Annotated in this window: 8 protein-coding genes; 5 read left to right on the forward strand and 3 right to left on the reverse strand. The window is 72.5% G+C overall.

Annotated features, from left to right (window positions below; genetic code table 11):
* Nucleotides 1-63 precede the first annotated feature (63 nt).
* The 3 genes from ABGB17_RS11235 to ABGB17_RS11245 form a co-directional block, all read right to left on the reverse strand.
* The gene (locus tag ABGB17_RS11235; RefSeq protein ID WP_347628213.1) at nt 64-7299 is read right to left on the reverse strand and encodes an RHS repeat-associated core domain-containing protein; all 7236 of its coding nucleotides are present in this window, start codon (nt 7297-7299) and stop codon (nt 64-66) included.
* 564 nt (nt 7300-7863) lie between these two features.
* Nucleotides 7864-8370, reverse strand: a complete 507-nt coding sequence (locus tag ABGB17_RS11240; protein ID WP_347628215.1) for a hypothetical protein — start codon at nt 8368-8370, stop codon at nt 7864-7866.
* 5 nt (nt 8371-8375) lie between these two features.
* The gene (locus tag ABGB17_RS11245; protein WP_347628217.1) at nt 8376-8957 is read right to left on the reverse strand and encodes a DUF4352 domain-containing protein; all 582 of its coding nucleotides are present in this window, start codon (nt 8955-8957) and stop codon (nt 8376-8378) included.
* A gap of 299 nt (nt 8958-9256) precedes the next feature.
* Here ABGB17_RS11245 and ABGB17_RS11250 point away from each other — a divergent pair, with 299 nt between their 5' ends.
* From ABGB17_RS11250 to ABGB17_RS11270, 5 genes are all read left to right on the forward strand, one after another.
* Nucleotides 9257-9811, forward strand: a complete 555-nt coding sequence (locus ABGB17_RS11250; protein WP_347628219.1) for a hypothetical protein — start codon at nt 9257-9259, stop codon at nt 9809-9811.
* 69 nt (nt 9812-9880) lie between these two features.
* Nucleotides 9881-10912, forward strand: a complete 1032-nt coding sequence (locus tag ABGB17_RS11255) for a Glu/Leu/Phe/Val dehydrogenase dimerization domain-containing protein (RefSeq protein WP_347628221.1) — start codon at nt 9881-9883, stop codon at nt 10910-10912.
* Nucleotides 10913-11004: 92 nt separating this feature from the next.
* Complete coding sequence (locus ABGB17_RS11260; RefSeq protein WP_347628223.1) at nt 11005-11220, forward strand: hypothetical protein; 216 nt, start codon at nt 11005-11007, stop codon at nt 11218-11220.
* Between the two features lie 50 nt (nt 11221-11270).
* Nucleotides 11271-14183, forward strand: a complete 2913-nt coding sequence (locus tag ABGB17_RS11265; RefSeq protein WP_347628225.1) for an AAA family ATPase — start codon at nt 11271-11273, stop codon at nt 14181-14183.
* A 135-nt stretch (nt 14184-14318) separates the two neighbouring features.
* Nucleotides 14319-15359 carry a class I SAM-dependent methyltransferase gene (locus ABGB17_RS11270; RefSeq protein ID WP_347628227.1) on the forward strand — a complete coding sequence of 347 codons (1041 nt, stop codon included), beginning with the start codon at nt 14319-14321 and terminating at the stop codon, nt 15357-15359.
* Nucleotides 15360-15450: the final 91 nt, after the last annotated feature.

The following is a 15450-nucleotide window of genomic DNA, read 5'->3' on the forward strand; positions in this document are numbered from 1 at the left end:
CTCGATCGGGGAGCCTCGTGGCCGCGCGGCGTCCGGGGCGTGCGATCGGGAGACCGCCGTGGGTCAGGGATTGAAGACGCGTCTGCCATTCGCCACGAGCCAGTCGAGGAACTCTTGTTTGCCCGAAGGCACGTTGACGCCACCGGCGGCCAGGATATCGCTGGCATAAGTGACGCAGTCGTTGCAGCCCAGCTCGTATTCGCCCAGGTCTCCGACCGACTCCCGCTGTGCCTTCTGCGCCCCGGCGACATCCGGGACGGAGACCTCGTAGATGGTCTTCCTCATGTCGGTCTCGTTCGTGTTGTCGCTCAGCACTCTGCCTTTGGCGTTCGTGCCGTCCGGAGCGATCAGATCGCTTCTGATGCGCTCCCCGGTCTCCGGGTTGATCGTCGTGATGTTCGTGTGTTTCTCCCCCACGGCGACCCGCGCCGTTCCACCGCCGTCAGTTGACGTGGCGACGGTGACGGTCCCGTCGCCGGCGGTGCCACGCGCCGTGCCGACCCGCGCGGTGCCGGCGGGCGGGGCGTGCGGTCCCGCGTGGACGGGGCTCGACTTGGCGCTCGCCGGGGCCGGTCCGAAGCCTCCTCCGCTCGCCACGGCTATGACGAAGGTTTCGACGGCCTCCATGACCTGGTCGCCTCTGGTTCCGTTGACCGGGCCGCCGGTGTGGACGCTGTTGTACACCGTCGGCGTGTTCCACCAGTCGGCGATGGCCTGCCCGAGGGTCGGCTGCGGCGGTGGCGGGGTCGCGTCGGGGGAGCCTTTGGCGCAGGCGTAGATGCTGGGGCACAGCCCGTCGGGGTCGACGTTGCCGACGGGGTTGTTGAGGTTGTAGGTGTACAGGTTCGCCATCCGCGGCTGGGCCGGGGCCAGGTCCGGCAGGACGCGGAACATGGGGTCGGCGCTGGTCCACTGCAGGGCCAGCCCGTCGTACCAGCGGTAGGGGTAGTGGTGCAGCCCGGCGAAGGTGTCGTAGTCCTTGTCGTTGATCTGGCGGGTGTACTTGCCGGCGGGGGGCGCGGTGCCTTCGGCGGTGAGCTCAAGCAACTGGTCACCATAAGGGCCGTAGGCGGCGACGCGCCGGGTCGTGGCGCCCTGGGTGGTGCCCTGGCCGGCGGCGTCCAGCGCGAGTACGTGGTGGCCCTGGCCGTTGGTGAGGTAGTGCTCCAGGGTGCCGGTGGCGGCGTCGCCGTCGACGCGGCCGATGGTCTGGCCGGCCAGCGTCAGATAGGTGCGGTACGTGGCGGGCCCGCCTGCGGGCTTGTGGACCTCCATGGCCCCGTACCAGCGGGTGGTCGAGGTGATGTTCCCGGCGCTGTCGCGGTGCACGGCGGCGATGCGCCGGTGGCCGTCGTAGAAAAGGGTCTCGGTGGGCCGTCCCGGTGCGGTGATCCTGCGCAGGGCCGGGCCGTCCCAGGTCTGGCCGAGCTGGCTGCCGTCGGGAAGTGTCCGGCTGACGGTGTTGCCGGCCTCGTCGTAGGTGTAGGTGGCCAGGGGGGTGCCGTCCGATTTGCGTAGCCGGTCCAGCCGGTTGGGGTCGCCGGTGGCGGCACTCTGGTAGCGGTAGGTGACGTTACGGTCGGTCACCCGGAGCGCACCCGTGGAGGCGACGTTGGCGGAGGCCAGCCGGCCGCCGTCGGTGTGAGTGAACGCGGCGCTGTAACTCACCGCGGGAATGCCCGGCTCGCTGGGCTTGGTGGCGGTGACGCCGGTCAACTGGTCCCGCGCGTCGTAGGTGTAGGTGGTGGACAGCGCCGGGCGGTCGATGTCGCCGAGCGTCTCGAAGCTGTTCTCGATTTCACCGGCGTCGTTGTAGGCGACGGTCTGCAGGTAGCGGTAGACGTCCCCCATCTGGGCGGAGACGCCGGTCAGCCGGCCGTACCTGTCGTGGCCGAAGGCCATGGTGGGCTGGGCGAACCCTGCGGTGCCCGCGGTGTTCACGTTCCTCGTGTACAGCAGCCCGGCCGCGTTCCGGGTGTTGGCGATGTTCATGTCCTTGCCGGCTAGGACGAACCGGGCGGTGGACGGGGTTCCGTCGCGGTCGTAGCCGGTGTGCACCTGGACTCCGTCGAAGACCGGCGAGCCCACAGTGGAGTTGGAGAAGACCTGGGTGAGACTGGACTCGACGGTGCCGGTGGGGTCATAGGTGAGGCTGGTCTGCAGCACGTCGTCGCCCAGGCCGATGGGGTCCTTGATGATCTGCCTGGTGGTCACCGGCCGGCCGTGGTCGTCATAGCGGGTGACATTCCGCACGACGGAGGAGTCGGTGCAGGTGAGGTGGCCGATCTGGTGGAGATGGGTCGGCATCACCTCGCTTGTGGGGCAGTGGCCGGCGTCGGGGCCGTCGTAGATGTAGTGGGTGTCGATGTCGTCGGCTGGGGAGGTCCGGCCGTAGAACTCGTCGATCTCCGCGCTCGTCAGGTTCCGTACGGCGGGACGGTGGCGGACGATACGGTTCAGGTCGTCGTAGAAGTTCTCGTGGGTGTAGGCGGCGGCGCTCGCTCCGGCGGGCACCGGCTCGACGACCTTCGTCATGTTGCCGTTGTGGTCGTAGTCGTAGCTCCACCTCCGCCCGCCGGGCAGGGTGACGCCGCGCCGCTGACCGAAGAAATCATGGTCCAGTTCTGTGACGGCGCCGTCGGGGTCCTGGACGCGCTTGGTGTTGCCGTTGGTGTCGTAGCGGTAGTGGGTGACCGCGAACCGCGGGCCGCCGCCGGGGCCGCCGGTGTCCGCGACCTTCTCCTCCACCTTGACGAGCTGGTTCAGCGGGTCGGTGAGCGTGTTGGTGACCGAAACCGGCGAGCCGTCGGCGGTGGGACCGTCGCTGCTGGTGACGTTCAGGCCGTTGTAGGTGCTGGTGGCGAAGACGGCGTTGCCGGACCCGGTCTCCGCCACCTGCGTGACGCGGCCGAGCGCGTCGTAGGTGACAAGGACGTCGAAGGTGCCGGACAGGCCGTCGCCGCGAGGGCCGCGGGTCACCGCGGGCCGGCCGGCCGCGTCGTAGGCGTAGGTGATGACGTTGTCGGCCTGCGGGTCCTGCTGGGTGGTCACCTTGACCGCCCGGCCCAGCCCGTCCAGCTCGGTCGTCACGTGGGAGAAGTCGCCGTCTCCCGCCGCCTTCTCCACCGTGGCGGTGACGGGGGCGGCGTGCCCGGGGTCGTCGTGGTTGGCCCGGTCGTCGTAGGAGGCACGGGCCACCTGGACACCCGGACCGGTGCCGGCGGGGAAGGCGGACACCTCCAGCGTCCTGCCCAGCCCGTCGACCTTGGTGACCGTCCGGGACGGCAGGGCTCCGGGCGTCGCGGGGGTGCAGGAGACCGACGGCGGATCCGGATCGGTGCCGGCGTCGGCGCCGTCCGGGCACACCCAGTCCGGACCGGCGCTCTCCAGCACCGCGCCGGTGCCCGCGTCCACCGTTCGCGTGGTCACGTGGTCGATCGGCAGGTCGCCGTACGTGAGGTCCTGTCCCGAGCGGGTGACCCTGGTGACCTGGACGCCGTCGGTGTCGTAGGCGTATTCGGTGTAGCCGTCGGCGGTGTCGGTGTTGCCGTAGCGCTCCACCTGGTTCGGCGGCCACACCTTGAACAGTTGTCCTTTGTCCGCACCGGTGCCGCCGTGGTAGGCGTACCGGGTGGTGCGTGACGCCGCCCCTGAGCCGGTCTCGTCGCTGACGGTGACGTTCTCGATCCTGCGGAAGGCGGTGTCGCGGTAGGTGTAGGTCGTGGTGCCCTGTGTGGTGGCGCTGCCGTCGAGCACGCTGCGGGCGGTGACGGTGTCGGGGGCGACGGCGAACACGTCCGCTCCCGAGGCGATCCGGTAGGTGGTGTCCTGGCGGCGGGTCTCGCTCTGGCCGTCGGCGTTGACGAACTGGATGTCGGCCCGGGTGGGCAGCACCGCGGCCAGGGTGCCGGAGTCCGTGTGCGGTGTCCAGGTGACGTCACGGGTCACCCGGGGCGCGGTGCTCAGGCAGCCGTTCAGGGTCTGCCCGGTGGCGCCGGTGCACGTGTAGGACGTGGTCGCCTTCGGCAGCACCACCCGGGACGGATAGGCCGTCTCCATGCTCGGGGTACGCAGGTTCAGCTCGTGGACGTGGTAGGTGTGCTCGGCCACCGTCATCACCCGCGTGTGGGCCGCCGGGTCGAGAGGAGCGCCGAAGGCGTCGTCGCCCACGACGGTGACGGTGCGTACCGGGAGGCCGTGCGGGGACTGGTCGTAGCCGTACCGGGCCACCGTGGTCAGATCGTCGTCGTCGGCGCCGGGGGTGTCACCCCGCTTCACGGTGGCCACCTCGGTGAATCCGCGGAAGGACCGCCGGCCGTAGGGGCCGGCCGTGAAGACGGGACCACGGTAGGCGTACTGCGTGGTCATGAGCGGCTGGCTCTGGCCGGGGTGGACGTCGACCCTGGCCGCCACCCACTTGTGCGCCGTGACGTCACGCTCGTAGCTGACCTTCGTGACGGCGCCCATCCCGTTGGCGACGGTGCGAAGCAGCCGCGCCGGCGCGTTGTGCGCGTCGGCGCCGTCGACGACCCGCTTGGCGTAGCGGACCGACGGGGAGCCGCCCGCGTCGTCGGAGACCAGGTCGAGCAGCCCGTCGCCGTCCAGGTCGACGGCCTGCCTACTCTGCGTGATCCGGTACTCGCCGAGGTCGTTGAACTGGCCGGCCAGGCCGCGCGCGTCGATCGCGCCGGCCAGCGCGCCGATGACCTGGGCGTCCACCGCCACGGCCTTGGTCCACGCCCGGCCACCGCCGAGGTAGGCCGTCGCGCCGGCGCCCTGGTCGTTGTACAGCACGTCGGGGTACCCGTCGTAGTCCACGTCGATCAGCGCGCGCTTGTGGTAGCGGTGCGCGGACTGCGGGTACTCCTGCCAGGACCGGTCGGTCATGTCGGGGGAGTGCGCCGACTCCAGCGTCACGGTGTCCGGCGCGTTCTGGCTGAACTGGACCTGCCCGTCGTCGGCCGTGGTGCCGAACCCTGTGCCGGTGTTGAACCGCACCGTGCTGCCGGTGTCGGTGCCGATGTTCAGGCTGACATGGTCGGGCAGCCCGTCCGCGTTGACGTCGGCGCCGACCCCGGTGCGGTGGTAGGTGGTGTAGTCGTCGGGCCGGTCCAGGTCACCGCCGTCGATCTGCGTGCGGCCCCGCTCCGGCGCCAGTCCTTGCGGTACCGCTCCAAGGGTGATCGGCGGCTGCGCGAAGTCGAACCCGCCGCCCTTGAGGCCGGCCGAGATCGCGTTGTCGTCGTACATGAGGTCCAGGTAGCCGTCGCCGTTGACGTCCACCAGCGACTCGGAGGTGTTGTCCTCGGAGTAGGTGTTCGGCTGCGCGAAGTACCGGCCCATGAGGGACGGCTGGGGCACCTTGGCGATACCGGCGCCGCCGGGGCGGGTGGCGGGCACACGGACCGGGGTGGTGGCGAACCCGCTGCCGGTGTTGCGGTAGACGTAGATGTTCCGCTGGCGCACGGTGGCGCAGCCGATGGAGAACTCCCGCTCCCAGTGGGCGTCGCCGGTGCAGGTGGCCGGCGGTGGCACGCCCGCGGTGCTGGCGTACGGGCACTTGCGTGAGGCGATCGGCTGGGCCAGCAGGTCAGGCAGGAGGTCGCCGTCCACGTCGGTGAAGGCGTGCGCCACCTGCTGGATCGACCCCCAGGACGCCGGGAAGTCCACGCCGCCGCCGCTGCACGGCACCGCGGGGTTACCGTCAGCGCCGCCGGAGGCGTCGTTGCTGAAGGACCGGCTCAGCCCGCACAGCAGCTCCCCCGCCCCCGAGGCAGGAGTGCCCGGCGTCACCGGCACGTCGGCCATGGCGTCCCGCAACGTGAACGGCGGGAACTCGCCGCCCGCGGTCTGCTTGACGAAGCCCGCGGTCCGTCCCTTGTTCAGGTACACGTCGATGGCGCAGCCGCCGAGCGTCGGCGTCGCCGAGCCCATCAGCGGCAGGCCGGGGCGCTCCAGGATGTCCACCAGCCCGTCGGCGTCGACGTCGAGGAACATCCGGCTCACCGTCTCGCCGGTGTGCTGCCCGATCGCCAGCTCGTGCGCGAAGGTGTTCGGAGGGAGGGGGCACAGCGGTGCCGAGCACTGTTGCCAGTCCCCGGGGTTCGTGCCGCCGCCCGGCAGCCCGAGCCCGCTCACCCCGTCGATCGACTCCGGTACCCGCAGGTTGGCCGGCACCGGAGCGGCGGGGGAGTCGTAGTGGCTGTCGAGAACGTACGACGCCGCCTTGCCGTAGGTGAAGGCGACAGGCGGGAGTACGGTCGGTGGCGTCGACGACTCCGGCGGATACGCCGTCTGGGTCACCGAGGCCAGTTCGCGGAACGGGCCCGCGGCTCCGGGCGGCGACGCGCAGGACTCGGTCGTGGCGGTGTAGGCGAGGTCGTAGCGGCGCACCGAGCTCAGCGTCCCGTCGCGGCGTGCCGCGGTGGTGATCCGGGTCAGCTTCCGCGTGCCGCTCAACTGCGCGAATCCCAGCCGGTGGTCGAGTCGCGAGCCGATCGCCGGCATCACCGCCGGGGTGCCGCAGAACACCGGGGCCTGGTACTCGAAGAACACCCGGGCGTACGCCGCCGAGGCGCCCGGCGCCAGGTACTCGATGCGGTCCAGCAGAACCTCCCGCGGTTGCCCGCCCGCCGGCACCGTGTCGGAAACGCGGCCCACCACCCGGTAGACCCACTTCAGCGTGTGCCCGTCGTGATCGGTCTGCTCGACCAGCGGGGCGAATCCGTAGGGCGTCTGCGCCTTCAGCCCGTACCTTGACGTCAGGCCGTCCTTGGTGGTCGCCTGCCACCAGTACGGCGAGGAGGCCACCTCGCCGAGGTACTCGTACCGGGTGGACCCGGTGTCGCCCAACTCCCGGTATCCGGTCGCTCCCGGCGAGACGGGCAGCGTGGGGTCGGGCACCAGTGGGTCGCCGCCCGGCCCGCGGAAGTCACGCGGCGCGGCCGGGGTTCCCCCGTCCGGCCATTCCGGCCGTACGGTGCCCGCCGCGGGCTCCACCGTGATCGCCGCGCTCGCGGCCAGCGACCACCCCGCCGCGACGCCGCCGTGGACCGCGCCGGACGAGCGGTACCGCAGGGCCACATTCGGCTGCATCCCCTTGCGTCCCGGCGGCACCGCGATGTCCAGCGAGTAGCTGAAATCACCGTCCGCGGCCGCGCCGCCCGTGCCCGCGGTGGACTTCACCGGGTCCGGTGCCTGTCCCGCCTGCGCGAGCGCCCCGTCGGCGTTGCCGGGTCTGGCCGTCTCCGCGACCGCAGGGCCGCCCGGCACCACTGCCAGCGTGACGGCCGTCAGCACGGCCACTCCCGCCGCCGTCAGCCGGGGCGGCCAGGATCTCCTGTCATGTCGCCCGCGGTCGGGGGGGCGCTTTCTGAAGTGGCCCCGTACGGACCGATCAGCGGTTGTCATCACGAACCTCACCCATGTCGAAGGAGCACGCCGCGCGGTACCGCGGCAGATCTGCGGACGGGACGGTGTGCGGGAGGGAGGGGTGATCACCGGTCGATTACGTCGCATATGACGACATGCATGCGGTATTCAGGGTGTCATATGGATAAATCAACTCATTAGGGCCAAAAAAACACTAAAAATCAGGCAGTACTGGCTCTCCTCCGCCAAGCCGCACACTGGTCATTCATCGGTTTGTCTCCGCCTCGTGCGGTACCAGAGCCGGCCCACTGTTTTCCGCCTACGTTGCGGCCGTTTCGGGGGAATGCCGACGGCCCCCGCGAGGTGGTTCGCGGGGGCCGCAGGCACGGAGGCGGGACGGTGAGGAGGGGGGACGGCGCCGATCGTCACCGGCCCGTGGTCACGAAGGGCCGTGGGGACGGGCGGTGGGCCGCCAGGCGGACGGGGGGACGGTCACCGGGTGGGTGGGGTGGCGAGGCGCCAGGCGGGGTCGGTTCCGTCGCCGTTGGTCTGGCGGGGGGCGGTGTCGCCCGAGTAGCGGTAGAGCGGGTGGCCGTCGAGGGTGATCTGCTTGCCGCCGTCCTCACGTACGACGACGCCGAGGGACGCCGGTGTGATGCCCGGCAGCGCGACGGGCATGCCGCCGGGGGCGAGGGCGGGCGGCCACGTGGCCGCGCAGGCGCCCGTGCACTTCGGCGTGGCCCGCTTCCTGGCCGTGCTTCTCGGGTCCTCGGCGTAGACGTAGAGCGCGCGGCCCTCGGCGTCGACGACGATCGTGCCCTTGGGGGTGTCGGCGACGCCGATGAGCGTGGCGGGCGGCAGGGACCGGGCCGGGCCGGGGGGCGGGGGAACGGGGACGAGCGTCTCCTTGGCCGCCGGGGCGGGGCCGGCGCCGCACGCCGCCGTGAGCAGCAGGCCGCACGACCAGGCGGCGAGGGCACGAAGCGAGGAGTTCTTCACGACGCCTACGTCAGCGCGACCGTGACGCCCTCGGAGAACGGGCTGGCGTGCAGCTCGACCTCGGCCGCCTTGGTGTCCTTCGGCACGTCGTAGATCAGCACGCCCTTGACGGAGTTCCCCGGGTTGATCTGCTCGAAGAGGCTGTTGGAGTTCTGCAGGTACGCCGCCGCGGTGGAGTCCGCGGCGAACTCGCGGCCCCGGGTGTCCATCAGCTTCTGGCTGTAGCCGACGAAGCTCTGCGCCTTGTTACCCGTGTTCTTCACCGTGAAGTGCACCAGGATGAACTTGCCCTGCGCCTTGGTGTTGAGCAGTTCGCTGCCCACCGTGGTGGCGGTCCTGACCTTGTCGATCCGGAAGGTGAACTCGCCGTCGCGCACCGAAGCTCCGATGGCGGGCGGGCCGTCCGACTGCCCGACCTGACCCTGCCCGTCCTGCCCGGCCTCCGGCGTGCCGGTCTGCCGCCCCGACGTCACCGCCCCGCCGGTCAGGGGGGACGGGCCGGCCAGGCCGCACCCCGCGAGCACAAGGACGAGCGCGGGCAGGGCCGCCGCCCGCCCGATGCGCCGCCCGCGATCGTTGCCGATCATCCGATACTCCGTTCCGAGCGGTGACCGCTCTGGCTGAAACGCGAAAGTGGATCACACCGACGCCGTCGGTCTGAGAGCGATACGCACCGCCACCCGCGATCGGTTGCGTGCACGCGCCGGGCCGCGCGGGCCGTCAGCGGAGGGGCACCTTCGCGGCGCCGGGCCACACGCTCCGGAGAGGTCACGACGCGGCGGGTCCGCCGTCGTGCGGCGGAACCGGTCGTCCACGTCTCGCCGTACAGCTCTGCGGGCCGCCGGGCGCACCGGTGGCCGCCTCGACGAGACGAGTAAGGACCACCATGGACATCACTGATCACCCTCTCCGCCACCCCGCACCGGGCGACTGGGGCAACACGCCGCAGCAGCCGCCGCCACGGCCGGGAACGGTCATGGTCGCCATGGTCAGCACGGTGATCGCCGTGCTGGCCGCGCTCGCCACGGCGGTCCTCGCGCTCACCGCGGGCAAGGAGATGCTCCTGTCCTACGCGACCGACGAGTTCGGCCTTGACGGCGGGTCGGGACGCGCTCTGGCCGAGTACGCGGCGAACCTGACGTTGTCCACACTGCGCGCCCAGGCCGTCGTCTGGATCGTCTCCGCACTGATCATCGCGCTGCTCCTGCTGCCGCTGCGCAAGGCCAGGACCTGGGCGCGGGTGATCCTGACGTTGTTCATCCCCGGGATGATCCTGCTCGGGCTGCGGGACATGGCGGGGGCCGTCTCGCCGGTCATGGGCTGGCTCGGCGCGCTCATCGCGCTCGCCATGGCGGTGGCCCTGGTGGCATGGTGGCTCCCCCCGGGCAACCGGTACGCCCGCTACCACAAGGGCGCCGGCCGCGGGCAGCGCCGCGCGTAACGGAACGGAACCGATGGCCGGGGCGGTGCCGTACCGAACGCAACCGAATCTCTCTCCTTTGGAGTCGCCATGAAGCTGTCCGGTCCCGTGGTGTTCGAGCAGTTCGAGCAGGTGGTGACCCGGAACGATCCGGACACCGGCCTCGACGCGATCATCGCCGTCCACAGCACCGCCCGCGGCCCCGCGCTCGGCGGGGTGCGCCTGAAGACCTACCCCGACCACGCGGCGGCGCTGGACGACTGCCTGCGCCTCGCGCGGGCGATGACCCGCAAGACCGCCGCGGCCGGGCTGTGGCTCGGCGGCGCCAAAAGCGTGATCGTCTGTGACCCGAAGGACAAGACCCCCGAGCTGCTGCGCGCCCACGGCCGGTTCATCCAGTCGCTCGGCGGGCGCTACGTTCCCGGCATCGACATCGGTACCGGGGCCGAGGACATGCGGCTCATCGGCACCGAGGCCGACGTCGTCACGTGCACCGAGGGCGACCCGTCGTACCTCACCGCGCTCGGCGCGTACGCCGGGATCGTCGCGGCGTTCGAGCACGTGTACGGCACCGGCGACATGTCCGGCCACACGGCCGTCGTCCAGGGGGTGGGCCACGTGGGCCACCACCTGGCGAGGATGCTGACCAAGTCGTCGGCGACCGTGATGATCAGCGACGTCGTCGAGTCACGGGCACGCGCGCTGGCCGACGAGATCGGCGCCGTCGTGCTGGACCCGGCGGAGGCCATCGCCACGCCGTGCCACGTGCTCGCGCCGTGCGCCCTCGGCGAGGTCGTCAATCCCGGCACGATGGACGACCTGCGCTGCGGCATCCTCGCCGGCGTCGCCAACAACGTGCTGTCCGACGACGCTCTCGCGGTCCCGCTCGCCGAGCGCGGCGTCACGTTCGTGCCCGACTTCATCCTCAGCGCCGGCGGGATCACGTTCCTGGACGAGCAGCTCCGCGGCGGCGACGAGGACTCGGCGGTGCCCCGGGTGCTGGAGATCGGCGACCGGGTCACGTCGATCCTCACCGAGGCGGACGCGGCCGGTGTCACCCCGCTTGAGGCCGCCACGGCGCTGGCCGAGGACCGCCTGGCGGAGCCGGCCGGCCGGCATTAGGGGCACCTATGACGTCCGACCGTCCTGCCTGGCCCGGGTCCGCGCGGGGCGGCGCGGCCCCCGCACCCTGGGACAGGAGCATCATGGCACCGATGAGCAGGGAAGAGATCCTCTTCGCGAGCCCGCTGGAGCCGTCGGACGACCCGACGGACGATCAGGTGGACGCGGCGGTGGCGAACACGCTCGCCGAACTCGGGGAATTCGGCTGCGCGGCCGTCATCGCCGGCGCGTTCGCCCGCGATCCGTCGCGGGCGACGGCGCGCATGCGCTGGGCGCGGCGGCGGACGGCGGGGAAGAAGGAGGAGTAAGGGGAGCCGGGGAGATGTCCTGGGGACGGGGAATCGTCCAGACTTGAGCGGTGCGCTTCCCCGATCTGCTCGAACGCGACGACGAACTGGCCGCGCTCGGCGAGGTGATGGAGTCGGCGCGGCGTGGCACCGGCGCGATGGCGCTGGTGACCGGGGCGGCGGGGATGGGCAAGAGCCGGCTGCTTGAGCGGGCCCAGGTGACGGCGGCCGGGTTGGGGATGCGCGTGCTGACGGCGCGCGGGGTCACGCTGGAGCGCGACTTCGCCTTCGGGGTGGTGCGGCAGCTCTTCGAGCCGGCGCTGGCCGGCGCCGCGGGCCCGCCGCGCGCGGAACTGCTGTCGGGGGCGGCCGCGCACGCGGGCGGCCTGTTCGGCCCGGACACCGGGCCGTCAGGGCCGGCCTCCGGTGAGTTCGCCGGGCTCAACGGCCTGTACTGGCTGGCGCTGAACCTGTGCGGGGACCACGGCCTGGCGTTGTTCATCGACGACCTGCACTGGGCCGACCGGTCGTCCCTACGCTTCCTCGCCCATCTGCTGCCGCGGCTGGAAGGCACGCCGCTCGCGGTGCTGGCGGGCACGCGGCCCGCGGAACGGGGCACCGACCCCCACCTGCTCGACCTGATCTGCCTCGACCCGGTCTGCCGGGCCGTGCCGCTCCGGCCGCTGACCCCGCGGGCGACGTCGGGCCTGCTGGAACGCGGCATGGGCGCGCGTCCCGACGAGGAGTTCGCCCGGGTCTGCCACCGGGCCACCGGCGGGAACCCGCTGCTGCTGGCCGAGCTGGCCCGCGGGCTGGCCGAGGCGGAGGTGACGCCGGTCGCCGCGCACGCCGGCGGGATCGAGCCCGTGGGGGCCAAGGTGATCACCCGCCGGGTCGCCGTGGAACTGCGGCGGCTGACCCCCGCGGCGCGGACGCTGACCGAGGTGCTCGCGGTCATGGCGCCGCACGCGGGCCTGGAACAGGTGGCCCGGGTGGCGGGGCTGGACCCGGCGGCGGCCGCGGCCGCGTGCGCGGAGTTGTCCGCGGCCCAGCTCGTGCGCGAGGACACGCCGCCGTTCCCCGGCGCCGTTCAGGGTGGACCCGGCATGGACGGCACGTGCCTGGAGTTCACGCATCCCCTGGTGCAGAACGCGGTGTACCGGCAGATCGGCGCCGCGGGACGGCTGGCGTACCACGAGGCGGCGGCCCGGTTGCTCAAGGAGGAGGGCGCGCGTGCCGAACAGGTGGCGGCACACCTTCTGCGGCTGCCGCCGGCCGGCGACGAGGCGAGGGTGGCCGTGCTGCGGCAGGCCGCCGAGGCGGCGCTGTCGCGGCGCGTGCCCGAGCCGGCGTTCGCCTACCTGGAGCGCGCCCTGGCCGAGCCGCCCGGCGGCGACCTGCGCGTCACGGTGCTCACCGAGGCCGGGCTGGCCGGCCTGAACGTGGACAAGGAACGCGGCGCCCGCTATCTCACCCAGGCGCTCGCGGCGACCTCCGACCCCTACGAGGCCGGCCGGCTGGCCGTGGCCCTCGGGATGGCGATGCTGCACACCGGCCGCCCCGAGCAGGCGATCGATGTGCTGACGGCCGCCGTCGACGCGCTGCCCGAGACCGACGACGACCTGCGGCGGCACCTGGAGGCCGTGCTGCTCTCCGTGCCGCCCTCGACGTTCAGCCACACCGAGATCCTGCGCCGGCTGCCGGGGCTGCGGCGTCTGCCACCCGCGGGGACCGTCGGCGCGCTGCTGCTGGACGGCGTCGTCGCGGTGCTGGACGCCGACCACACCGACCCGGGGGGCCTGGAGCGGGCGCGCAAGGCGGTCGCCGACCCCCGCATGACCGACCTCGCCGCGCAGGGGGCGCCACTGGCGAGCTGCTCCTACTTCGTGATGATGTCGGGAGACCTGAACGCGGGGATCGCCGCGCAGAGCGTGGTCATCGAGGAGGCCCGCGCGCGGGGGTCGATCAACGCGCAGATCCTGCACCTCTTCTACCGGGCGATGGGGCTGCTCGGCCGGGGGGACCTGGCGGACGCCGAGGCCGATCTGCGCGAGGGGCTGCGGCTCACCGACATGATCCGCTTCGGCTTCGCGCGGTTGTCGCTGAACACACTGCTCGCCCAGGTGCACATCGAGCGGGGTGACCTTCACGCGGCGGTCACCAGCCTGGAGGGCGCCAGGCTGCCCGCCGGCTCGGTGCTGCACGAGATGGAGCCGGCGTACCTGCTGGCCTACGCCCGGGTGCGGCACGCCGAGGGAAGGCATGAGGAGGCGCTGGACGCCGCGGAGGCCGCGGGACGGCGGTTCGGGGCCATCGGCGGCGACAACCCGGCGGTCGTCGCCTGGCGCTCGCAGGCGGCGCTGAGCCTGCACGCGCTCGGCAGGAACGAGCAGGCCCGCCGGTACGCGCAGGAGGAGGTGGCGCTGGCCACCCGCTGGGGCGCGCCGCAGACCCTCGGGCACGCGCTGCGCGTGGCGGGCATGCTGCGCCCCGGCCCGGACGGCGCCGAGCTGCTCCGGCGGGCCGTCGCCGTGCTGGAGAGGAGCCCCGCCCGGCTGGCGCACGCGTACGCGCTGGTCGAGCTCGGCACGGCCCTGCGCCGGGACGGGGAACCCGCGCGGGCCCGGACACGCCTCGCCGCCGGCCTGGAACTCGCCCTTCGCTGCGGTGCCACCGGCCTCGCCGGCCATGCCCGCACGGAGCTGCGCACCGCGGGCGGCCGCCCCCGTCCCGCGTCCGCCACCGGCGGGCAGGCCCTGACCGCCGCCGAGCACCGCGTGGCCGAACTCGCCGCAGAGGGCCTGGCCAACCGCCTGATCGCCCAGCGCCTCTACATCACGGTGAAGACCGTGGAGGTGCACCTGAGCAACGTCTACCGCAAACTCGGCGTCTCCCGCCGCCACGAACTCCACCACGCCCTCACCTCCGCCTCCCACCCGTCCGCCTCCCGCCCGGGACCGTCCAGCACCTCGACCGCCTGGTAGCACCACCCCGCCCGGCACGACCGGCCCGGAGCGCACGACAACCCCGCATCCGCCCAGAACCGATGGGCGAAACCACTGCGTACCGCATGGAGGAACTCCACGCAGACCCCTCCCCCACATGTTGAAAGGTGAGCCATGAGCACCACGGCGCAGCATTTCGCCGACCGCATCTTCCGCGCCGCACTCGGCACGGCCGAGGTGCTGTCCGTCCACCTCGGCGACCGGCTCGGCTGGTACCGGGCACTCGCCGCCCACGGCCCGGCGACGTCCGGGGAACTGGTGGCTCGGGCGGGCGGCGACGAGCGGTACGCGCGGGAGTGGCTGGAGCAGCAGGCGTGCGCGGGCATCCTCACCGTGGAGCCCGACGGCCGCTTCCTGCTGCCCGAGGGCGCGGCCGAGGTGCTGACCGACGAGTCCAGCCTCAACTACCTCGCCCCGCTGGCGCGCATGTTCGCCGGCGCCGCGGCGCAGATGCCCGCGCTCGTCGAGGCGTACCGCAACGGCGGCGGCGTCGGCTGGGGCGCCTTCGGCGCCGACGTGCGCGAGTCGCAGGCGGACATGAACCGTCCCTGGTTCGAGTCCGCGCTCCCCGACGCGCTGGCCACCGTGACCGACCTGGACGAGGCCCTGCGCCGCCCGGGTGCCCGCATCATCGACGTGGGCTGCGGCGGCGGATGGTCGACCATCGCCCTGGCGCGGACCTACCCGCAGGCGAGGGTCGAGGGCATCGACATCGATGGCCCCTCCATCGAGATGGCCAGGCGCAACGCCCGCGGCACGGACGTCACCTTCCACCTCGGTGACGCCGCCGACCTCAAGGAGGGCGCCTACGACGCGGCCTTCGCCTTCGAGTGCGTGCACGACATGCCCCGTCCCGTCGAGGTGCTGGCCGCGATGCGCCGCACCGTGGTCCCCGGCGGCCACGTGATGCTCATGGACGAAGCGGTGGCGGACTCCTTCCAGCCGGACGGCGACGACACCGAGCGCCTGATGTACGGCTTCAGCCTGCTCATCTGCCTCCCCGACGGCCGGGCCCACCCCTCCTCCGCCGCCACCGGCACCGTCATGCGGCCCTCCACCCTGCGCGGCTACGCCGTCGACGCGGGCTTCCGCGACATCGAGGTACTCCCCATAAGTGATTTCGGGTTCTGGCGTTTCTACCGGCTCGTCGCCTGACCCGTGATCGCCCTCGGCGCGGGGGTGGATCCACGCCCGCCCCCCGCGCCGAGCCCCGCCGGCGGCACGCACCCGCGTGCCGCCGGTTCCT

It is taken from the genome of Sphaerisporangium sp. B11E5 (assembly GCF_039871875.1).
Classification (GTDB): domain Bacteria; phylum Actinomycetota; class Actinomycetes; order Streptosporangiales; family Streptosporangiaceae; genus Sphaerisporangium.